Origin of the sequence: Maribacter spongiae, from assembly GCF_047345125.1 — a bacterium.
Classification (GTDB): Bacteria; Bacteroidota; Bacteroidia; order Flavobacteriales; family Flavobacteriaceae; genus Maribacter.
Window position 1 is genome coordinate 211,166 of the sequence record NZ_JBLFEQ010000002.1, and the last position, 23,124, is coordinate 234,289.

Genomic DNA, 23,124 nt, shown 5'->3' on the forward strand with positions numbered 1-23,124 from the left:
TCCGGTCAATCCGGTCCGAAATGATTCTGAACTTTGATTTGCGCTACCATCGGACGGAATACATCATCTTTTATAAGTTCTTTTTTACAAGAGAAGACGATCTGGATAAGTCCAATTCGATCATTCATTTATACGGGCCGCTTTGGCGGCCCGTATATGCATTCTTATATCAAGAATACACTAAATGAGAACAGAACTTAGCTAATAGTTTTAGCATACCCTTAATACCCTTTAGACGTTTCCAATTCGCAATACCTCTATGTATGTAATATTTTTTTAAAATTAAAACATACCCGAAACCATTATCCACTAATAGGATTACCCTTAAATCTTTGTTAATAATGACAGTAAACTTCAACGATTTTGCCTTTTAAATTTCTAATGGATTCTCGATAAGCTCGGACTGACGATATAGATTTGATTTGTCGGAAAAGGCAATTAGAAACACCTATGTCACGCTGAGCCCGTCGAAGCGCATTATTATAAAAAGCTTATTTTTAGGTTATGAAGCTCTATTTTGTCTATATCTTATTTTGCTCTGATGGCACATACTATACTGGCATGACAAATGATTTAGAAAGAAGACTTGCGCAGCATCAATCTGGTTACAAAAAGGGTAGTTATACGCATTTAAGAAGACCTGTCATTTTGAAATGGCAGTTACAATGTACTAATCCGTCAGAAGCTATAAAAATTGAAAAACAAATAAAAGGCTGGTCACATAAAAAGAAGCAAGCTTTGATTGAGGAAAATTGGTCAGATTTAATTGAATTTTCAAAGAACTATACTGAATATGGGCATCCTAAAAATAGAGATAAACCCTCTTAGATATACTATAAAACATAATCGGGAACACCAATGTCACGCTGAGCCTGTCGAAGCGCAATCGATGTGCATTTTGTTATGAAGAGCGTCCTCGACAGGCTCGGACTGACAACATAAACTTTATTTACCGTGAAAGACAATCATATCAATCAATACCTAATTCCTAACAACTAATTCCTTACACCTTACTCTTAAAACGAATCAGCTTCTAGTGTTTAAAAAAAGCTATAAAATTCAAATAAAAAAAGGATAGCTTTTCCTTGATTTTTTTCCTGAGAATGGAAAAAGCTTTGACCATTTGGTTTTCAACGGTATTTACGGAAACGTTTTGGTATGCTGCGATCTCCGTATAGGTAAGCCCTTCCTCTTTACTTAAAATAAAGGTCTCCCTACATTTTGGAGGCAATTCCTTTATTTCTTTTTTCATTATATGTATTAATTTTTTGGTTTTGTCATCATCCAAAGACTCGTGAAATACCGCCATACCCTCTACATATTTTTTTTCCAATTTGGTTATGGCGACATCTTTTCTGTATTGATTTATGAATTCATTATACACCGATTTATACAAATAATTCTTAACGGAAACATCGGGATTCAGTTTTTCACGTTGTTGCCACAACCTAACGATTACATTTTGGACAATGTCTTCGGATTTAAAGTTGTCCCGGGCAAGACTAGTGGCGTAATGGCATAACTTTTCATAATACAGCTCTACAAGGGCGGCATAAGCATCGGTATCTCCTTTCCTAAGCTGTTTTACAAGATTCTTTTTGTTAAAAAGTACTTTTTTCAATGAATTGAATGTATTTAAGCCGAGGTAAATTTAACTTTTTTTTAAAATAAATAGTGGTAAAGCAATTTTGGTCTTGTCATACAATATATATGTTCGAAAAAATGAGTAATACTATCCAAATTGAAACATTAATTGTAAAGTTCCTGACAAAAGAAGCTGATCTTGATGAGCTCAGGCAATTGGAACTGTGGCTGAACAACCCTAAAAACGAAGCGTTTTTTAAGGAATATGTAAAAGCGAACGCTTTGGCCCATATGAGCACGAACCAATATGATATAGAGGAAGCCAAGGATACCATAGCGCTGAGAATAAGGCGGGAGCGGAATTTTTTATATAGAATTCGAAAAAGCAAGAACCGATTCAAATACTCCGCGGCGGCGGCCATTCTTGCCGGTGTGCTGACGATAACCTACTTTTTTGAAAAAAACAGCTCAGAACCTTCAATTGAAGTTAGTGCCTCCCCTTCCATAAATACACATATCCAACCGGGAACGAGCAAGGCGGTTTTAACCTTGGGGAACGGCTCGAACATAGCCCTGGAAAAAGGGGATACCTACCAAACCCAAAATATGAATACCAACGGGGAACAGCTCATATATAAAAATAAAGAACAAAGTTCGGCGGAACCGGTATTCAATTATTTGACCATCCCCAGGGGCGGGCAATTTTTTGTGGTATTGTCCGATGGCACCCAAATTTGGTTGAATTCCGAATCCCGGATAAAATATCCCGTAAGCTTTAACAAAGGGGAAACGCGCACGGTTGAACTTGTATATGGTGAAGCCTATTTTGATGTATCCCCCGCTGTTGAACACCACGGATCAAAGTTCAAAGTACTTAATGATGCTCAGGAAATCGAGGTATTGGGCACAGCGTTCAATGTTAAGGCCTATAAGGATGAAACTACCATCTATACCACACTGGTAGAAGGTAAAGTACGGATAAACACGGACGGTTCCGGACAAAATTTACTGCCGGACCAACAGGCGAGTCTGGATTTGAACACGAACGATCTTACCGTATCTAAAGTTGATATAAAGGCCGAAACATCCTGGAAAAACGGAATTTTCAGCTTTGAGAACAAATCATTAAAAGATATTATGAGGGTACTGTCAAGATGGTACGATGTTCAAGTGGTTTTTGAAAATAAGGCATTGGAGTCCATAAAATTCAAGGGAACCCTAAATAAAGATCAAAGTATCGATGAGATTTTATCGATCATGAAATCTACCTCGATCAACAATTACCAAATAACCGATAAAACGATAACGCTAAACTAACGAATACTTAAAAATAGACAACTATGAAATGAAACGATTATAAAAAAAAGGAGGATAAAGTTGATATATCAAAAATGCGAAGAATGATACGACCTTATCCCCTTAAAACATCACTATTAATTAATTGTACTAATTAACAAATAATAATAATCTAATTTATGGAAATTAAATTGACTATTGCCGACTTTTTCCTAAAAAGACGGCTTTTAAAAATCATGATGAGAACACTTATTTTCTTGTTTTGTACGGCGATTTTTGCGATTACGCCAGAAGATGTCGTTTCGCAAAATTCTAAAATAAAAATAGCGCAAGATGCCCTATTGAGCATTGATGAAGTCTTTGACCTGATCAGGGAACAAACAGAGTATAAGTTCTTTTATGAGGAGGGCATATTTGAAAACTATAAGAAAGTACAGGTAAAAAAAGGAATCATAAAAACAAACAAGCTCTTAAGGAATAGCTTGTCCCAGGGCAACCTGGATGTTATATTGACCGATAACAATGCCATTCTTATACGAGAAAAACTTAATGATAGCGTTAAGGCACAAACACTTAGCGTTTCGGGTACTATTACGGACAATGAAGGGCTGCCCCTGGCAGGTGTCAACATTATCGAAAAAGGCACCAGTAATGGGGTCCAGACCGATTTTGATGGTAACTATACGATCAAAGTTTCCGGTGGCGATGCCGTTCTAGAGGTTTCTTATGTTGGTTTTACGACACAAGAAATTGCGGTAAACGCACGATCTGTAATCAATATCAGCTTAAAAGAGAACACGACAAATTTAGATGAGGTTGTGGTTGTGGCATACGGTACGGTTAAACGTAAAAATATTACCAGTGCACAGACAACTATAAAAGCAGCAACGATAGAGAATGTTCCTATTCCTTCACTTCAGCAAGTACTACAAGGGCAAATAGCCGGACTAGATGTAAGAGCTGTCGATGGTAGACCCGGGGCTAGTGCACGAGTTATCTTAAGAGGTAGAAGTTCATTTAATCCAAACACAAATGTAGAACCTTTATATGTTATTGATGGTATTCCTATTTCAGGTTTTGGATTTTCTGAATTAAATAACGCAGACATTGAAACACTTACCGTATTAAAAGATGCATCAGCTACGGCAATTTATGGTAATAGAGGCTCTAATGGGGTCATCATTATTACCACTAAAAAAGGAGGGTTTGGAAGTAAAGCGAAGTTTTCATACAGTTCGCAATACGGTATTTCAGACTATATCCAACCAAAATACAGATTGCTTGACTCTAGAGAACTTTTAACATATCAGAGAGACAATGAAATCGTAAGTGGATCAGGGTTTGGTTTGACCGATGCAGAAATAGATTTCTTTTCGCAGACCAATACCGATTGGTCTGAATTTTTGTTGCGTCAAGGGGCTACAAAAAGTCATGAATTAAGTTTTACGGCCGGTGGTGAAAACATCAGAAACTTTACCTCTTTAGGATACTTTGAACAAGATGGTATCGAATTGGCATCAGATTTTAAAAGATTGTCATTTCGTTCAAACATAGATTTAAAAGGCGATCGCTTTACATTAGGTACAACGGTTACCTTAAACTTCTCTAGAAACTCGAGGCCAAATACGAGAGGTGCAGTATTCCCTTCAAATACCTTTCAATCCATATTAACGGGCTTACCTTACCTATCGCCATTTAGTTTAGATGGTAGTATTAATACCAATGGATTACCTAGAGGTATAGACAATTTACAAATATTTGACCCAATTACAGGAGATACAAGAGTTGCAGCTGGGAATTTTCACGCCCCATTTGTAGCCTTAAACACTGCAAGATTTGATACTGCTGTAACGGACAACCTTAGGGCTATTCTGGGTTTAACGGGAACTTACAATTTAACGGACAAGTTAACAGCAGGAACCCGTATTGGGGTGGATTATGCTCAAAGTACCACAGAATCGATCATTCACCCTGATGGTTTTACAGGGGTTTTTATACCGGTTCCACAAACCTTTGTGCCAAAAGGACAATTAAGTAATAGTGATCAAAGATTTGTTACCGTAACTTGGTCAAATAATCTTAGCTATAAAAATACCTTTGCAAATAAACATAATCTAGAAGTAGGTGCCTATACGGAATACTTTAAACAGCACCTAAGGGGTTTTAATTTTACAGGGGTTGGTATCGATTCAAGAATACCTACATCAACAAACGGTTTAGCAGATCCACTAACAGATTCGGCTATAAATCCAGACCCGGGTGATGATCCTTTACTACGTCATATTCCTAGAGTAGGAAATAATGCTACTGATTTGGGCTTATTTTCTGTTTTTGGATTGCTACGTTATAATTATGACGACAAATACAATTTTTCGGCGACCCTGCGTAGAGATGCTACGAGTCGATTTAGCAATGATAATGAGTGGGGTACCTTTTATTCGGTTTCAGGACGTTGGAACATCACTAAAGAAAACTGGTTAAAAGATTCTAGCTGGGTAAATAACCTAGCTTTACGTGCAGGCTATGGTGAGGTAGGTAACCAAGACCTTGGAGTTAGTGATCGAGATGCATTTGCCTCGCAAGTGTTGTTTGAAACAGGTCAGCCCTCATCTACACAGGCTGGTGTTACAGATCCTATAGGAATTGGCGGAAGCCCAGGAATCAGACGTGCTAATATTGCAAACGCCAATGTAAAGTGGGAAACCAAAAAGAGTACCAATATTGGTCTAGACTTTAGTTTGTTTAATAGCAAACTTACCGGAGCTATTGATGTGTATAGAGATGATACCGAAGATATCTTAGGCAGGTCACCAATATCAGTTGCAGCAACTGGGTTTTCAGTAGTTAATGATAATATTGGTAGTTTAAGAAACGAAGGGGTAGAGCTAAGCTTATCTTACGATATTATTAATAACGAAGACATAACTTGGAATGTATATGCCAATGGCGCATATAATAAAAACGAAGTCTTGGCATTGGGTAACGGTCTGGATTTTATTGATGGTGAAAGTTTTGGACGTGGTAATGGTACTTTCTTATCCTTGCAAACAGGTTTAGCAGCTAGAACCTTATATGCAACACGTTATGTAGGGGTTCACCCATTAACAGGAGATGCTTTATTATTAGATGCTGATGGACTTTTAACAACTAATGCCAATATCGCTGAAATTTCTGGCCGCGTATTCCATGAAGACAAAACTTTTGACCCTAAATATACAGGTGGTTTTGGTACCAACTTTAGATATAAAGGCTTTGAGATCAGCTCTTTGTTTAGTTATGCTTTAGAGCAATATAGAATTAACTTTACTTTTCAAAGTTTAGAAAGTAGTACCCTTATTGGTCAAGGTATAGGTAATGCATCTATAACCCTATTGGACGCATGGCAACAAGAAGGTGATATTACGTCAATACCACGTGTTGGGGCCATTAATCCTAGAAACACTGACCGTTACCTTGAAGATGCCTCTTTCTTACGATTAAGAAACCTAACGGTAGGTTATACCTTTAATGCAAAACAATTAAAAAACACATTTAATAGCATACGTTTCTATCTACAAGGGCAAAACCTGTTTACCTGGAGCAAATGGAGAGGGTCTAATCCAGAATCTACGGCACCATCTGCACTTTTTGATTTCCCGGTATCTAGAATTTATACGCTAGGAGTAAATGTTAATTTTTAAAAAAAATGAAAATGAAAAAAATACAACTTATAGCAGGTATCCTTACACTTATGTTCGTAGTATCCTGTGAAGATGCCAGAGATATCGATCCTAAATCGTCTATCTCAGAGAGTTTAGCATTTAAAAGTGTTAGAAGTTTTCAAGAAGCTTTAAATGCAGCATATTTATCATACAGGCCAGAAGATGTTATTCAAGTGTCCAGTCGTATTTCTGAGGATATAAGAGCAGGGAATACATTAGAGCTTACAGATATTGGTGTTGCTGAAGAACATTTATTGCGAATCAACCCATCAACGCCAGCAACAACGGCTATTTGGACAGGGCGTTACCAAACCATAAATCATATTAATGCCTATTTGGCCTTGGCCCAAAGTTTTGAAACAAACTCTCCTACTGAAAGGGAAAACTTAGATGGTGTTATAGGGCAGTCCATTGCCTTAAGGGCTTTAGCGCATTTAGACCTTATGGCATTATATAGTGCAGGTAATGCCGTTAGTGATTTAAATGTTTTTGCCCCTGAAAACAGAGCGGTTCCTATTATTACAGAAATAGATTTGTTTGCAAGACCTACACGAAATACCGTGGCGGAAGTCGCTACGTTTATTAATGATGAATTAGATACTGCTGATGCCTTTATAGGTGATGCGACGGACAATAGATTTATTACGGCATCAGCAATTACGGCAATAAGAGCAAGATTGGCATTATATACTGGGCAGTACCAAGATGCTATTGATGCCGCTGATGAATTAATGGGGAGTTTTAATCTTATAAATGCAGATAATTATGTAGCTATGTGGGATGATAATGATGATGACCAAGACGAATTTATTTGGTCGTTAGAGCGTACACTAACCGCTGGGCCCAATATAGGAACATTATTTAACGGTGCTACAACCTTAGGTGCTAGTCCTATTTATGAAATGGCTCAAGGTTTTAGAAATATAATAGAAGGGTTACCATCACGACTTTTTGGAACCATAGAAGGTGGAGATCAAAGAAGAGTGTTACATCTTCGACCAATTGAAGGCGAGATTACTTTAGGCGAAAACATTATCGCAAAATATCCAGGTCAACCTGGAGGTGGTATTGGAAGAAACAATGCAAAAGTATTTAGAGTTGCAGAGCAATATCTAATTAAAGCGGAAGCACAAGCGAGATTAAATGATTTTACAGGTGCTGCAGAAACTATTAGTGATTTACGTAATGCACGTACTAGAGCTGTTACTGTTGCAGCCCCTGACTACACCAATTTAGAAGAAGCTATTCGTGATATCTTGTTAGAAAGACGTATAGAATTGGCTTATGAAGGGCACCGTTATATCGATTTAAGAAGAACTAGGGACATTACCGGAGAGGGTATTGAAAGAGATTCGAGTCCTATTGACCCAACATTTGAAGATTTAGACCCACGGCCTAACCCAGATTGTGGTGGAATAGTACCTTGTAATTTATCTGCTAGTGATGCACGTTTTGCACTACCAATTCCACTTGTAGAAATATCAGGAAACCCTGTTATTACGCAAAATCCTGGTTATTAATTAAAAAAAAAGAACAATGAAAACAATAAGAAATATAAGAAAAATGATGGGCCTAATTGCCTTTACGGCAATACTGATGACCTCTTGTGATCCAGATGCACCAATTATTTTTGATTCTACCGATACGAGTTTAACTTTAATTGAATTTATAGATGAAGAAAGGCAGTTACAGATACCACGAAATGGTATGGTGACTACCGAGTATCCTGTACAAGTATCAAACAGATCTACAGAAGCACGTACGTTTCGAGCAAGATTAAATGTAGGTGCAAGTGCCAGTAATTTAAATGAAGCATCTATTAGTGTAGGTGCTATTACAGTACCTGCCAATTCTTCTATGGGAACACTATCCGTAACTGGAACTGATACAGGCGACTTATCCACTACAGAAACAGTTACTGCCGTTGTAGAAGTTGTATTTGAAAATGGTGTTTCAGCGAGTTTACCATTGGCATTGGGGTTAGGGATTATTTGCCCAATACCTGATGACTTTTTTGTAGGTGAATATATCGTAGAGCAAACAGGTGGTTTACCTACTGGAACTACCGTTACTGCTACCCTTAACAATAATGGTAATAGTCCGACTGCTACTTTTATTGATGGTACACCTACGGTTACGGTTGTTGCAGACGGTGCCATTAGACGTTTTGATTATCAATATGATGAAGAAACTGCTATAGCTGCAGGAAATCCTATACCTTATGAAATGAACCTAACCTTTACTTGTGATGATACAATTGATGTATTTGGTCGTCCTTCACCTAGGGGAGAAGGTCGTACGTATAGATGTACGCAAGGAATAAATGAATTTCCGGGAGTCTTTCAGGAGAATGACCCAGATAACATTAATACCTTTGATAGAGCTACGCTTGAAACTCCTGGTAGTGATGACGTAATTGTAATCAGACTTAGGGATTTTGTAAATGAAAGAGACCCTCGTTGTGCAATGTTTTTTGAATACTCCACAGAAATTACCCTCACAAAAGTTAATTAATTTATAAAAAACGTATTATTTATGAAAAATATATATAAGCTGTTTATGATCATGACACTTGTACTTAGTACCGTGTCATGCGAAACGGATGATGCAGGTCCTGGAAACAATCAAAACCTAGCTGCAGGTTTTGTAGAAATTTCTCTTCCTGAGACTACGGTATCTGAAACGTCTGAAGAAACCATTTTATTAGGTTTAACAGATTCTCCTACACAAATTGAGATTCCATTAAAATTATTTTCTACATTCAATACAGATGGTGTTAATGTTGAGTTTTCGACCACTTTGGTTGCTGGCTCAGGAAATATAGGAGATATTATAGATGTATCAGCAGCAACCGCAACGATACCAGCAGGAACATCAGAAGGAAATATTACGATACCGTTTAGAACAGGGCTAACTTTTGATTTATCATCAACAGTATTAGTTTTTGATGTAACATTAACAAATGTAGATTCTGGTTTTCAGGCTGGTTTGTCTAACGGGTCTAGAAACATCACTCACAGAATAACACTTTTGCCTGCGATTCCTTATACAGGGAGTTCTATTCCAGAAAATCCGATTAGCGGTAATGCCGGTGAATCAGGTTATGACCTCATACTGGTTCCTATAGTTGGGGAAGCTAATGCATGGACAACACGCTTAACCGCAGATAACCCACGTTTAGAATTAGTTCCGGCATTGAATCGACGAAATAGTATTATAGGGCCAAGTTTCGCAACTAGTTTTGGATTTGGACCATATCCAGGGATTATTAGAGTAGACCCAAATACCAATGAGGTGACTGTAGAAGGCACGAGAGAAGGTGATTTCATACCTTTTCCTAATCCTCCTTTTGTGACCCTGCCTTTTGTGCCAGTACCCCAAGTACAATATCCTGGTACCCAAGAAGATATAACTCCTGATCCTGTTAATAATACTTTTGACCCGGCAACAGGTACGTTTAGCTTTAAATTATTTCAATTTGGGAGATTTCGTTTTGCTTCTCCTAATGTGAATTATGATCCGTTTGATGTTGTATTGACACCAAACTAAAACAATAGTTACTAGTTAGTTTTTCTAATTTTTATAAAAGCCCGTTCTATATAGAGCGGGCTTTTCTTTTTAAACCTGAACGACATTTCCAAATTGTCTTATCGGTTCTTTTTTATCATATAATGCGCCCAGATAGTCATCGGGGTCAAAATGACTCCTGGCCCAAAAACCGGAATTTTATATTTTCCCTCACCCGGAACTGCCCCAAAAAGCGGTCGGGTCTGCTCCAAAGGAATGGTAAAATCGGAAAAACCATCCAAGTCACTGGTAATTAACAGATTAAAACAATCGTAGCTGCCCTTTTTTATACTGCTCGTGCAATTCCATGTTCAGCTTGGGGAACGAACTTTCCTTAAAATAGCTTTGTCTTGCCAAACGTACCAAATCGTGGATTTGAACGGCAATTTTTCCTTCGCCGCTACTTCGTATCCCAAAACGGCTATCGTTTAAGTTTCCCCCATGGCATTCCTTAATTTGGTGCAACACTTTTTCGGCCCTGTCCGGCATGGTCTTACGTATCCAATCCGTAAAAATGGTACCAATGGCACCATTAAGCCGTACCACGGTAAAACCAAAGGACCTGGCACCGTTTTTGGAAACTTCCCGGGCCAAATTCATAATTTCATGGCTATTGATTCCAGGAATGATAGGGGCCAACATGGCATTTACGGGGATATCGTTTTCGGATAACAAACGTATGGTCTCCAGGCGTTTTTTAATGGTCGTGGTCCTGGGTTCCAAAACCCGTCTTGTCTCCTCCGATAGCGAAGTAACGGATATATTTACGGCTATTAATCCATTTTGTGCAAGTTGCCTTAAAACATCCAGATCACGTAAGACCAATGCGTTTTTGGTAATGATCCCCACCGGATGTCTATATTTTAAGAATACTTCCAAACAGGCACGGGTAATCCCGAATTTTTTTTCCACAGGCTGGTAGCAATCCGTATTGCCGGACATTACAATGGTACGGGCCTTCCAATTTTTATTTTTCAGCTTGGTTTCCAGTAACCCGGGCGCATCCTTTTTTACCAGTATACGCCGTTCAAAATCCAGCCCGGCACTATAGCCCCAAAACTCGTGCGTATTTCTGGCATAGCAATAAATGCAGCCATGTTCGCAACCTTGGTAGGCGTTCATGGAATACATCATCCCCACATCCGGGCTCGTGACCTTATTTACGATGGTCTTTGGAAAAATAGGAATGTATTGCGTGCGGTTATCGTCCGCCTCTTCTCCTTCTATACGGCAAAATTCAAGGAAATCGTCCCTCGTTTCATAAATATGTTGTAAAAATTTGTTAGGTGCATTTTGTTGCGCTCCTCTTCCTTTTATAGTTTTTTTCAGTTTCATCGGATAAATGGATTTAATCCAAAAATATGGAAATAATCCATTTATCGATTTTAACAATCGTTAATTAACGTTGGTTCGATCTAAAATATACGTTCGGTAAAAACACATCGTATTGATTTTTAGCTCTTCGTCATTTCGACAGAGCGAAGCATGAGCGACGAGAAATCCGATTCAAAAGAGTTTCCTCCTCATTCTTTTATATTTTTTAGGGTCCGCAAAATACTACCCTAAAAGCTAACGGGTTTCTAAGGGAATCCCCAGAAAGTGGCCCGATCAGGAAATATCGATCTTAAAAAAGATAAACCCTATTTAACGGCCACCTGAACCAATTGTTTTTTACTGCCCTTTTTGGCATAGAAAAGAAGTTCGTCGTTTAACGTATCCACCAAGGGCCTGGAAACCATAAGGGGCAATCTGGCATCGGTATTATCAATTACTTTTTCATAATTCATACGGCCGTTTTCATCCAGTTTAATCAAGAAAATATTTCTGTTCCTGCTCAACCCCTGTTTGAACATGATGCGTTCCGCACTTAATTGTTGTGGGTTTTCAGCGGCGGTACTAATAAAGAAATAGGTGTCGTTATCCTTGGTGTACGCACTGTACGAAGTGTATGCGCCATCGCCCTGGGTAACCTCTGTCTTATTGATATTCCTGGCCCAGACCAAATCTCCGGACGGACTTAGTTTAACGCTTACAATATCATTATAATGGTATCTGGTTACCATAACACGGCCTCCGCTAGAATTGGCCTGTACACTTTTGCTGGTAAAATACTCTTCGGCATTGAAAAGGATATGACCGGACGGTGTGATGTCCAACCCTTTAAAAATAAGGTTTTTAACCGTCCTATTATCTTCCCTTCCAAACTTGTCCATCATAAACTGTTCGGAAAAGGCATTGTATTTTTGGGAAAGGACCTTCAATGAACCGGGGTCCAGGCTGTAGAACGATATCCCGTTATACCTGTTGTCTTTTCTATCCGCATAAAAACCAAGACAAATGAGTTCATTCCCCCTAAAAACGGGTTTTATGGCCTCGGGAAACTTTCCGGGCGTATAAAAGGACTGCGTACTCCGGTCCGAACCGGAAATCCGGACCAACTCATATTGAAACTTGCGTTCCGTAGCATTGAATCTTTTTTTCTTGAAATACGCTTTTCCGGTCAGATATACATTTTTCAGGTCCTTGGAAAAGGCTATATTCTCAAAGGCATAGTTCTTTTCTTCTACCTCGGCGGAAAAATCGTGTTCCATTAATTTTCGCAAACTGGAATCGAATACATGAATAAAATGTTTGTTTTCTTTTCGCTTTTTAAAATGGGTGGTAATGGCAAAAGCGGACTTGTCCTCATTGAACAGTACCGATGTTGTAAATCCTGAAGAAAAATTGCGGTTGTAATAATTTCTGTCCAGGGGCCGTTGCACTATTTCCGAAGGAACGGTCAAAATGACCTCCTTGGTAAAATTGTATTCGGAAAAAGGGCTTCTGCGAACAATATACTCATAGGCCATGGTACCCAAATTATACTCCAGAAAGAGTAAATAGACCTGTCCGTTCTTTACAAAAGCATCTACAAAATTGGCATTTTTGAGCTTGTAATTGTATTCGGATATCAATTCCAGATCCTTGTTGTAACGCTCTATAAAATATCCTTTTGGCCTTAAAACGATTCCTTGGTAATAGGAACGGACAATGACCGTACCCCCGTTCCCATCGTCTGCAATGGCCAACATATTGGAATACCTATATTTATCGTTATATTTTTCGCCGATGGTATAGGTTATACTACTCTCCTGGGCATAGGCAGTTAGCGTAACCATAAAAGTAAAAACTGCCAAAAATCTTACCATATTGATTTTTAATTTGTGCTAAGAACCGGGAAACTTCGCTTTTCTTTTTTCCAAAAAGGCAGAAGTGCCTTCCGAGAAATCATCCGTACCAAAACAAGCGCCAAAGGCTTCTATTTCCGTTTCATAGCCATTACCGGTATTCTTAAAACCTGCATTTACGGCTTTTATTGCATATGAAATGGCAACTGGTGAGTTGTTCGAAATTTTATCGGCTATTTTTTTAGCCAACGGCAAAAGCTCTCCCCCGGGCACAACATGGTTTACCAACCCATATTCCAGGGCTTTTTCGGCAGATATCATTCCCGCCGTCATAATGAGTTCCATGGCTCTTCCCTTTCCTATGAGCTGTGGCAAACGTTGCGTGCCCCCATACCCGGGAATAACGCCTAGCGAAACTTCGGGAAGGCCCATTTTAGCATTGTCACCGGCTATTCTAAAATGGCAGGACATGGCCAGTTCCAATCCTCCGCCGAGGGCAAAACCATTGACCGCGGCTATGACCGGGGTCGATAGGTTTTCAATCAGATTAAACAATAACTCTTGCCCTTTGGCAGCCAGTTTTTTGCCTTTTTTAATTGAAAAATCCGCAAATTCGGCAATATCAGCACCTGCTACAAAAGCCTTTTCACCACTTCCTGTAAGGATAATCACTTTGACACCCTCATCTTCCTCAAGATCCACAAAGGCTTCGTGCAATTCCTGAATGGTATCTTTATTAAGGGCATTTAATTTATTGGGCCGGTCAATGGTTATCATGGCCCAATTTTCTTCAATGGCAATATTGATATTTTTATAGGACATATTTTTATTTTAATGGATATCTAGTTTATTTCCCTAGGGAATTTTACACAAAAAACAGTGCCTTTTCCCTGTTGTGAGGTAAAACTGATCTTTCCCCTATAGGTTTCTACAATATTCTTTACCATACCTAGCCCTAGGCCCATTCCACTACTTTTGGTCGTGAACTTAGGTTCAAAGATCTTGTCCTTATTTTCATCTGAAATGCCTATGCCATTGTCCGCCACCGAAATCTTTACCTCGTCCGCATTTTTGGCGACAGAGACCAAGACCCGGGGAGATGCTACCTCCGGGACGGCCTGAATGGCATTTTTTACCAGATTGGTCACTACACGGATCAATTGTGTACGGTCTAATTTTGCGATAATCTCTTCCTCCTCCGCAATAAAATGAATGTAATCCTCATTAAAAATATCCAGGGCCAATTTTACAATTTTCACCACGTTCAGAGTTTCATTCTGCTGAGCGGGCATTTGTGCAAAATTGGAAAATGCGGATGCAATACTGCTCATGGTATCTATCTGCTGAATGAGCGTTTTGGAATATTCCTTTACTTTCTGTTCCGTATCTGGGTCTTGCGGGTCAAATTTGCGTTCAAAACTCTGTACGCTCAAACGCATAGGGGTCAGGGGGTTCTTGATCTCATGTGCCACCTGTTTGGCCATTTCCCGCCATGCCTGTTCCCGCTCGCTGCGTGCCAATTTGGCGGCACTCTGCTCCAATTCATCGATCATCGCATTATAGGAATCTATAAGTTTTTCTATTTCCTCTCCCGGATTTTCTATATGGATTTTTTCGTTTCGTTTGGACAGGTCGGTACGTTCCATCATACCGGAAATGGTCTCTAAAGACCGTGTAATATATTTTGATATGACAAATGCCAGGGCAATGGCCAGTATGAGCATTAGAACATATACCCCTCCCAGACGTATCAGAAATTCCCTTAGTTCTTTATCGTTAAAAGAATTATCCTCAAAATAGGGAAGGTTCAGGATTCCAATGGGTTTAAATTTGTGGTCCGCTATGTACGTATAGGATGTCTGATACTTATCTCCCGCCGTGGCGTTTTCCTGAACATAGCGTTTATCGATACTGTTTTCCAATTGGTTCAGGACCTCGGCATCCAAACACCTGGATATGGAGTCATTTTCAAATTTTGGCCGGGAACTCTTTATCAACTGCCCATCCAGGCCATAAATATTAAAATTCATGTTCTGGACAACGGAAATCTCATAAATATCATCCTTGAAGATAAGCCCCAAATTTTCTGTAGTAACGGGATAAGTGGTTTTTTGGATGGTAAGGTCTATGCTTTGCCTGATCTGTTCCTCTTTGCGCTCTATCCTGTTTTGATGATAGTCCTCATTGATTTCCTGAAACTGGTATACGGTAACCCCGGCTATTAGCACCGATGCAATGAGCACCAAAAAAATCATGGCGAAGAAAATCCGGAATCTAAGGGATACTTTTTGGAACAAAGCCTTGCGTTTCGTCAAAGTTAGCAAATATCGCACCACTTTTCAGTTCCGGTAAGCGGTTGGGGTAAAAATCGGTTTACCATTACTACTGGCCGGTTCCTTCTATTGAGCTTCCGGGTCCTTATTCCGTATGCGTTTATAGAGTTTAATGCCGAGCATCAATAGAATCCCTAGAACAATGATCCCTACCACTCCAAAAATCCAATTGAACGTACTTTTTAAAATCACCAGGAATATTATGGCAAATAGGATCAGGGTAGCTCCTTCGTTCCAAATACGCATATGGTTAGAGGTATAGGCAATCTCATCTTTTTGGAACTTTTTAAAAATCATATGGTTTCTTAGGTGGTAACCGATAAGCAACAGCACAAAACCCAACTTGATATGCATCCAAGGTTGTTGGAGCCAATATGGGGCCAAAACCAGCAACCAAAGGGCAAATAGCGTTGCCAATATGGCCGAAGGCCATGTAATGATGTACCAGAGCCTTTTTGTCATGATTTTTAGCTGCTTACTTAAGATTTCCTTGTCCGGGGAAGGCTTTTGCCAGGCTTCAATATGGTAAATGAATAATCTTGGAATATAAAAAAGTCCGGCAAACCAAGTGATGACAAAAATCAAATGTAAGGCCTTGATATAATTATAGTATTCGGACAAAAGGGTTCGAGGTTTTGGTTAGAGGCCTAAAGTTAACAAAGAATTTCTTGAAACCGGTCAACTATTCAATTCCGGTTTTTGGCCATGGTCTAAGATGACCCCGACAATTATCGGGGGCGACCTCTTAAAAATACACAATCCTTGTAATTTGGTCCGAAACCTATATTCTTTATACATTTTTTGTTGGCATTAGTTTTATTTTTCCACTATAATTTTAACTATTCCTTACAACAACGTTTCGTTTATTTCGTTTAAGTTTGTATAAACCCTTAATAGCTAAAATTGAAATGGAACACTACAAGAACGTAAAAAGACCTTCTAAGGAAGAGCAACTTACGGCTATGGAGTCTTATAACGCTCTCGCTGCTACATTGGAAGAACTTACAACTAAAAATCCTGAAATTGAAATTGAAGAAACTGCGGAAAAGATAAAAATTCCAATAAAGACCTTAAAGCTATTGGCAAAAATTCTAAAAGCTACTAGTGAAGGAAAGCCAATTTCTCTTGTTCCTATGGCTACTGAAATGACTACACAATCAGCGGCTGAATTTTTAGGATGCTCAAGGCCCCATCTTGTCAAGCTACTGGAAAATGGCAAAATCCCTTTCGCTAAGGTCGGAAAACATAGAAGGGTCAGGTTTGAGGATGTCGTTAATTATAAGAACGAAATGAAAGTTCATCAAGAACAAATTTTGATGGATATGATGAAGTTGGATGAAGAACTTGGTCTCTATGATTCATAGTGTTCGTTTTACAGCTGTCCTGGACACGAACATTATTTAACCAATTGAGATTCGAGATGTGTTATTTTGGTTTGCACATTATGAATTGTTTACGCCAAAGTGGAGTAATCACATTTTTGATGAGTGGGAAAAAGTAATGAAGGAAAAAGGGGTTGTGAAGAAGAAATCAAAAAGAGGACGAATAGGGCTAATTTAGCATTTCCCGATGCGTTTGTTTCTAACTATGAACCTTTAATTAAAACTTTGACCCTACCTGATTTAAAGGATAGACATGTTATGGCCGCGGCTATAAAGACAAATGCGAATGTAATCATAACAAACAATCTTAAAGATTTTCCAAAGGAATATCTAGCCACTTTCGGGTTGTCTGTAAAATCGGCCGATGATTTTATTACCGACATAATTGATTTAAACCATGAGAAAGTGGTTGAGGCGTTCCGAAAATTAGTCTTGAATAGAAGAAATCCAGATCTGGATGAATTCCAGGTCTTGGATATTTTAAGAAAAAATGGTCTGAAGGGTGCCGCTGATTATCTACACTCATTAATTTAACAAATATTCTTCAACGGTCTTTATGAAAAATAGCGTGTAAAAAGATATTTACTCTCCTGTTAGACACAAGTCCAATTTAATCGGGAAACTATCGGGATAGCGGACTTTATAAACAGCTTTTGTTCAAGTACATTTTTATTCCACTTTAATTGAAAAATCATCAACAAATAATTCAATGTTCCCAGCAGTTGGGTTAGCGGTAACCCCAATCTGTACCCGTTCATAAAATGTTGGTTCCTGTAGGGTAAAGTTAATTCCCTGATCTAGAAAGGCATCACTAAAAATCTGTGCGTTCGGCATATTCATCCCATTTTCGTTGAGAACTTCCGTTCCATTAATAACTAATCGATTAAGCCCGTTTTCCGTATCGGACATGGTCATCTCCCATTTAACGGAAACCCATTGGTTTCTTGGAAAGGCAAAATTCGTTTGTTGTAAGGTAGTTCCCGATATTTTTCCTCTTTCTATAGAAAGATATCCACTATCTCCGGACATCATAAGCCTAACTCCCGGACATTGATTTTCTACACCAAAATTGTCCCCGACCAAAGGGTCCCAACAAGAACAACATTCTAAATCTATAAGTAATAAATTTTTAAGGGATTCCGTACCTGCTATATAAAAATCTGCGGTTATGGTGACCTTGTCCCCTGTAGTTATACTTAACCCGTTTTTCTCTATATCTATTTTTGACAATTCAGAATCCGATCGGTATGCAAGAAAGCGAAGTGCATTTTGCCCTTCATTGAATTCGGTATCGGTAATTAAAATCTCATTAGTAGCGTTTGAAGGGTCGGTTTGTTGTATTGTTGACCATCTATTGCCATTTAAGGGAAATAGTTCGTCTAACAAGTTATTTTGTGTTTCAAATCCGTCTTCGAACAAGAAGTATGTTGCAACAGGTTCTCCCGTATTGTTTTCACCTTTGTCACAAGCCACAAAAACAGAAAGGATGATGGTGAAAAATAAATATCGGTATCTTCTCATAAATACCTAACGTTTAAATCATTGCCTTATTACGATAGCTTTGCCAAATCAAAATGACCTTACATAGTAGGGTATGGAGCAAGTTATATCAAGAAGAAAATATCGACTAACTTTAAGGAACCGAACCAAGGCTTTTTGTAGAGCCCAAAGTTGTAGCCAGTTTTTTGAACTCTTAATGCTTAAAATCAGTCTACATTCCTACCTTTAAAATCCAAATTGGTAAAACCTGTAATCGATTAAGAAATCCCGAAAATCGTACTTCCATTTTTTGAATTTTGCTCGTCATTTTGTCCAGATTCATTGCTGCCATATCTCGATGCCACTCTTACCTGTTCCCTGATTAGGCGAGAACCTGTCTGCTGACAGGCGGGTAATTACCTATACCATTGTTAGCCACTGGCCTTATTTTAAGTTTAACCCCAAATATTTAGCAAACAAAAAACATTTGCCGCACCCAGTACAAGTTCAAATAAAATTCCTTGGGTAATTTGCTTACTCGGTTTGCCATCAACTTTTAAACTGATTAATCTGCCAATTGCAAAGCCTACAAAAATGAGTGATGCAACAAAATGCGAAGTAAAGGTTAGTTTTCCAATAAATGTTCCGAGCGATACAACGATTCCAGCACAAAGCATTACTGCACTAATACCTCTCATTTCATTTAACAAGCTGGCATCTTCTTCTAGTTTGATTCCGGAATTCTTTAAATAAGTCTTAATTGGGTTACTCAAACGCATCGAACCTACAAAAACTAACATTAAGCTTGATAATGATAAAATTATGATTCTGATAATTTCCATTTTTTATTGTTTTTAATTAATATCAATAGCAAATGTAAATTGGCGTTGTGACAGAGGTGTGTCAAGGGTAATTTTGATTTTTTACATATTTTTCAAAATATTCTTTTATGGTCATATTGTGAGGGGTGAAAATTTCGTTTTGGACAACCAGTGTTTTGATAAAATCTATTCTAAAGTTTCTAAAATCATTTCGTAGCCGACAAAAAGCGATCAACAAAAAATTCCCATGAATACTGTAAATAGCAAAAGGTTCAATGTTTCGTATGGTTTGTTTATTTTCGGAAGAAATGTAATCGATTTTTAAGACTTGATATTTGGTAATAGCCGACTGAATCCGCATTAGGTTATTACTCGTTTTCTCCTCATTATTATTTCCGCCAAAGTAAATTCTGTCTACCAATAAATCTGCATTTCCTTTTTGGGAATATCTCAAGATGGCCTTTATTTTTTCTATGGCACTAGAAACGTTTTCAACTAACGATTGGTCTTTGTTTTTGATTATTAGCTGTTCTATTGTAATTAAAGCGTTGGCTTCGTCCTCCGAAAATAGAACTGGTGGAAGGTGATATCCTTCCATAATAGAATAGCCTTTACCTTCTTCTGTTACAATAGGTATTCCTGATTTCTCGAGTGTACGAATATCTCGATAAACGGTTCTTGTACTTACATTATGTCTTTCGGCAAGTTGCTTTGCCGTAATTATCCGTTTAGATTGCAGCTGAGTCAGAATAGCAGTCAGTCTTGAAAGTCTTGGTTTTTCTTTTTCTTCCATTTTCGTCTTTTCTGCTTGAGGCAAACGATCTCCTTTACCTTGATTTATAGTTAATGGCCAAACTTTAAAAGCGCAGAACTAAAACGGTCTTTAAGATTGGTTTAAGACGTACTAGCCCCCTTTCTCCCTTACTTGTCGCATAGAACCAGGAGTACTAGGTTACCTGAACCCGTTAAAGGAAATAGTTTATGCGACATCTTTAAATAACCAATTATAAAAGTATGGAAATTTATAAAGATGCAATCGATATCAACATTCACAAGTGTAGCTACCATAGCTTCAATTGTATGCAAAACGTCATTCGGATTATGAAATAACCAATCCTTATGATGTGCTTCCCTCATAAACTTATGACCATACAGATACCGGCTACGACCCATTAAGGGCTGATTACGCATAGGATGCAGAGCAAGTTATATCAAAAAAAAGGTGGTTTAAAGCAAACAAGAAAATGTTGATTAACTTTAGGGAACCGGACTAGGGCTTTTCATAAGAGCCATTGTTGGCAGTTGGCTTTAGTTCAGGTCCTAAAGTTATAAAGCCCTAATTCCGCTCAAAAGCAATTGTATTGTTACCGTAATATATTAAGAGCCTTGAGTTTCTAATCTCGAAGTTTTCAGCCGAACTAATGTGAAATAATTTCGTCCATTCGGGTTCGTTAATAAATGTTGTTGTAATTGGCCCAATTACTATTTTCCCCTCTTCTATAATGGTATAGTTTCCATTGTATCCGTTCGATACGGTAATTCCAGAAATCGTTCCCTTTCCATTACTATCGGGGTCTAGTGAAATTTGCGGTAATGTCCCTATTATTTATGTCCGGCCAAGTATTATCTTCAGTTTTGGTTATTTTTTTATTCCTATCCATAAAATAGATTACTTTCCAATCACCAGTCAAATCATAGGAAATTTCATCGTCATTTTTTGAACAACTGTAGAAGATAAATATTGCAACTATTAAAAGCACCAAATTTCTAATTAAGAAGTGATTTTCATATTTCAGCTGATTATATAATCAATAGATGCTCTATCATTCTTATGGTTGTGTAGAATGAGATTTTTAACTTAACTGCCAACAATTGTATAAACGTATCGAGGTACGTTTATTTCCTTTTTAAAAACACTAATCTAATCGATTTTAATAGGTTCATGTCCAAGTTTAATTAAGTTTTATATTCCAAACGGTATAATACGCGTTTAAAAATGGCCAACATTAAACCCTGGCTCGTATGCCGTACACCGGCAAAAGGAAAGTCCGTATACCAATATGGATAATGCATCAAGGAATTTACACAGGATCAAAGCTTAAAACAGCAACGTACTACCTTTATTCCAATTCTTTTCCCGTAGTTGGGAATATCATCAAGGATCAACAAAAGTTAATCCTGTACATCTGAATATGTTAGTTTCCTATATCCGTATCCTTGCTCAGCAATTGCCCAACAATGGGTGCATCCTCGTCCCTATCATTATATTTGCCACGTTCTTCCAATAATCGCTTTTTCATATCCTGTATAATAGTCTTATATCGGGAATCATGTATGGCGTTGTATAATTCCTGTGGATCTTTCTCCAAATCATAAAACTCCCATGCCGGATCGGTATTTACTTTTGAGGTTCCTTTTTTATCCAGTCCCCTACCGTAAAAAAAGGCAAGCTTGTACCTTTGGTCACGCAGACCAAAATGTGCGGGCCTATCCGGGTGGTGCAGCCAATACCTATAGTACATTTGCTTTCGCCAGTTTTCCGGCGTCCTGCCGGATAAATTGGCCCGAAAGCTCTCTCCTTGTATATAATCCGGTATCGGGATACCGGCAAAATCCGCCAATAATGCGGCAAAATCTATATTCAGGATGATATCATCAATACGTTTGCCCGGTTCAATTTCCTTGGGATATCTAATAACAAAGGGCATCCGTAACGACTCTTCATAAATCAGCCGTTTATCAAAAAACCCATGTTCCCCCAGAAAATATCCCTGATCGGCCGTATAGATCACTATGGTATTTTCCGCCAGGCCTTCCGTTTCCAAAAAGTCCAGTAACCTGCCTATGTTATCATCTATGGCGGCACCGCTGCGCATAAAATCCTTGACCAGTTTCTGGTAGATTTTTTTTCGCAATGGTACGCTGTCCAAATTTTCCAAAGGATAGGGCAAACCGGGGTAACTGGTCCAGAACTCCTCGGGGCTTTCGGTGGCCTTGGCCCATCTTAGTGCCAAATTTTCCAAAACCTGCCCCTTAAACGTCCTGCCCGTGGTGCTGGCACCAAAATCCAAAAGCGATGGTGGTTCCGGAATTTCCATACCGTCATATAAAGATTTATACCGCTCGGGATAGTCAAATGGTTCATGGGTCGCCTTAAAGTTGCAGAACATTAAAAAAGGGGCATCCGTATTCCTTTCTTTAAGATGTTGTATGGTCAGGTCCGTAATGACATCTGTTGAAAAACCCTCATAAACGGTTCCCCGGGACGAATCGTACCCGTCTACCCAGTCTTCTTCGGTCTTTAGAATGGGGTTCCAATAGCGCCCCTGGCCCGGTAATACATTAAAATAATCAAAACCCTCCGGTCGGGCTACCAAATGCCATTTTCCTATGATAGCCGTACGATAGCCATTCTCGGAAAAGGTCCTGGCTATATTGGGGTGCCCTTGAGGCAGTGGTTCGCTTAAGGTGTAAACATCGTTAACATGACTGTATTGGCCCGTAAGAATACTTGCCCTGCTAGGGGTACAGATACTATTGGTGCAAAAGGCGTTGTTAAGGACAACACCTTCATTCGCCAATCTTTTGATATTCCCGTTTTGAACATAGCCCGACAAAATACCACCGTATATACCCCATGCCTGTGACGTATGGTCATCGGAAAGAATAAACAGAATGTTCGGCCTGTTTTCCTCTTTATTTTGTGCATTTCCGTTACCACAATATAAAAGGCTCGTTATCGCGGTAATCCCGATACAAATAGTTCCGATAACCTTTCTTGCTTTCACACCAAA

The 23,124-nt window shown here is 38.7% G+C and carries 18 protein-coding genes; 8 read left to right on the top strand and 10 right to left on the bottom strand.

The features are described from left to right. Positions 1-504: 504 nt before the first annotated feature. Entirely contained in the window at positions 505-828 is a 324-nt protein-coding gene (locus tag ACKWB9_RS03530; protein ID WP_414001611.1) for a GIY-YIG nuclease family protein, read from the top strand. 205 nt (positions 829-1,033) lie between these two features. Here ACKWB9_RS03530 and ACKWB9_RS03535 read toward each other — a convergent pair whose 3' ends face one another. After that, positions 1,034-1,621: an RNA polymerase sigma factor gene (locus tag ACKWB9_RS03535; RefSeq protein ID WP_414001612.1), complete on the bottom strand. Its 588-nt coding sequence runs from the start codon at positions 1,619-1,621 to the stop codon at positions 1,034-1,036. A 101-nt stretch (positions 1,622-1,722) separates the two neighbouring features. Here ACKWB9_RS03535 and ACKWB9_RS03540 point away from each other — a divergent pair, with 101 nt between their 5' ends. The 5 genes from ACKWB9_RS03540 (at position 1,723) to ACKWB9_RS03560 (ending at position 10,130) form a co-directional block, all read left to right on the top strand. Next, positions 1,723-2,901 carry a FecR family protein gene (locus ACKWB9_RS03540; protein WP_414001613.1) on the top strand — a complete coding sequence of 393 codons (1,179 nt, stop codon included), beginning with the start codon at positions 1,723-1,725 and terminating at the stop codon, positions 2,899-2,901. A gap of 158 nt (positions 2,902-3,059) precedes the next feature. After that, positions 3,060-6,560, top strand: a complete 3,501-nt coding sequence (locus ACKWB9_RS03545; RefSeq protein WP_414001614.1) for a SusC/RagA family TonB-linked outer membrane protein — start codon at positions 3,060-3,062, stop codon at positions 6,558-6,560. Positions 6,561-6,571: 11 nt separating this feature from the next. Next, positions 6,572-8,101, top strand: a complete 1,530-nt coding sequence (locus tag ACKWB9_RS03550; RefSeq protein ID WP_414001615.1) for a RagB/SusD family nutrient uptake outer membrane protein — start codon at positions 6,572-6,574, stop codon at positions 8,099-8,101. Between the two features lie 16 nt (positions 8,102-8,117). After that, positions 8,118-9,095 carry a hypothetical protein gene (locus tag ACKWB9_RS03555; RefSeq protein WP_414001616.1) on the top strand — a complete coding sequence of 326 codons (978 nt, stop codon included), beginning with the start codon at positions 8,118-8,120 and terminating at the stop codon, positions 9,093-9,095. Between the two features lie 21 nt (positions 9,096-9,116). Then, complete coding sequence (locus ACKWB9_RS03560) at positions 9,117-10,130, top strand: hypothetical protein (RefSeq protein ID WP_414001617.1); 1,014 nt, start codon at positions 9,117-9,119, stop codon at positions 10,128-10,130. A 279-nt stretch (positions 10,131-10,409) separates the two neighbouring features. Here ACKWB9_RS03560 and ACKWB9_RS03565 read toward each other — a convergent pair whose 3' ends face one another. The 5 genes from ACKWB9_RS03565 to ACKWB9_RS03585 form a co-directional block, all read right to left on the bottom strand. Next, a complete protein-coding gene (locus ACKWB9_RS03565; protein WP_414001618.1) occupies positions 10,410-11,483 on the bottom strand; it encodes a PA0069 family radical SAM protein in 1,074 nt (357 codons plus the stop codon). 305 nt (positions 11,484-11,788) lie between these two features. Beyond that, positions 11,789-13,336: a hypothetical protein gene (locus ACKWB9_RS03570; protein ID WP_414001619.1), complete on the bottom strand. Its 1,548-nt coding sequence runs from the start codon at positions 13,334-13,336 to the stop codon at positions 11,789-11,791. 18 nt (positions 13,337-13,354) lie between these two features. Continuing rightward, positions 13,355-14,137: an enoyl-CoA hydratase/isomerase family protein gene (locus ACKWB9_RS03575; RefSeq protein ID WP_414001620.1), complete on the bottom strand. Its 783-nt coding sequence runs from the start codon at positions 14,135-14,137 to the stop codon at positions 13,355-13,357. A 20-nt stretch (positions 14,138-14,157) separates the two neighbouring features. Then, entirely contained in the window at positions 14,158-15,570 is a 1,413-nt protein-coding gene (locus ACKWB9_RS03580) for a sensor histidine kinase (protein ID WP_414001859.1), read from the bottom strand. A gap of 144 nt (positions 15,571-15,714) precedes the next feature. Further along, positions 15,715-16,269, bottom strand: a complete 555-nt coding sequence (locus tag ACKWB9_RS03585) for a CopD family protein (protein ID WP_414001621.1) — start codon at positions 16,267-16,269, stop codon at positions 15,715-15,717. A 287-nt stretch (positions 16,270-16,556) separates the two neighbouring features. On the opposite strand from ACKWB9_RS03585, the gene ACKWB9_RS03590 reads away from it, so the two are divergent. Both ACKWB9_RS03590 and ACKWB9_RS03595 read left to right on the top strand, forming a co-directional pair. Beyond that, on the top strand, positions 16,557-17,012 hold the full coding sequence (locus tag ACKWB9_RS03590) for a helix-turn-helix domain-containing protein (RefSeq protein WP_414001622.1): 456 nt from the start codon (positions 16,557-16,559) through the stop codon (positions 17,010-17,012). Positions 17,013-17,135: 123 nt separating this feature from the next. Beyond that, a complete protein-coding gene (locus tag ACKWB9_RS03595) occupies positions 17,136-17,564 on the top strand; it encodes a hypothetical protein (protein ID WP_414001623.1) in 429 nt (142 codons plus the stop codon). A 135-nt stretch (positions 17,565-17,699) separates the two neighbouring features. Here the strand turns inward: ACKWB9_RS03595 and ACKWB9_RS03600 are convergent, their stop codons facing one another. From ACKWB9_RS03600 to ACKWB9_RS03615, 4 genes are all read right to left on the bottom strand, one after another. Further along, the gene (locus ACKWB9_RS03600) at positions 17,700-18,551 is read right to left on the bottom strand and encodes a hypothetical protein (RefSeq protein ID WP_414001624.1); all 852 of its coding nucleotides are present in this window, start codon (positions 18,549-18,551) and stop codon (positions 17,700-17,702) included. A gap of 413 nt (positions 18,552-18,964) precedes the next feature. Next, positions 18,965-19,351, bottom strand: a complete 387-nt coding sequence (locus ACKWB9_RS03605) for a DUF4345 domain-containing protein (RefSeq protein ID WP_414001625.1) — start codon at positions 19,349-19,351, stop codon at positions 18,965-18,967. A 61-nt stretch (positions 19,352-19,412) separates the two neighbouring features. Continuing rightward, a complete protein-coding gene (locus ACKWB9_RS03610) occupies positions 19,413-20,123 on the bottom strand; it encodes a helix-turn-helix transcriptional regulator (RefSeq protein WP_414001626.1) in 711 nt (236 codons plus the stop codon). Between the two features lie 1,402 nt (positions 20,124-21,525). Continuing rightward, positions 21,526-23,118, bottom strand: a complete 1,593-nt coding sequence (locus ACKWB9_RS03615) for a sulfatase family protein (RefSeq protein ID WP_414001627.1) — start codon at positions 23,116-23,118, stop codon at positions 21,526-21,528. Between the last annotated feature and the right edge of the window lie 6 nt (positions 23,119-23,124).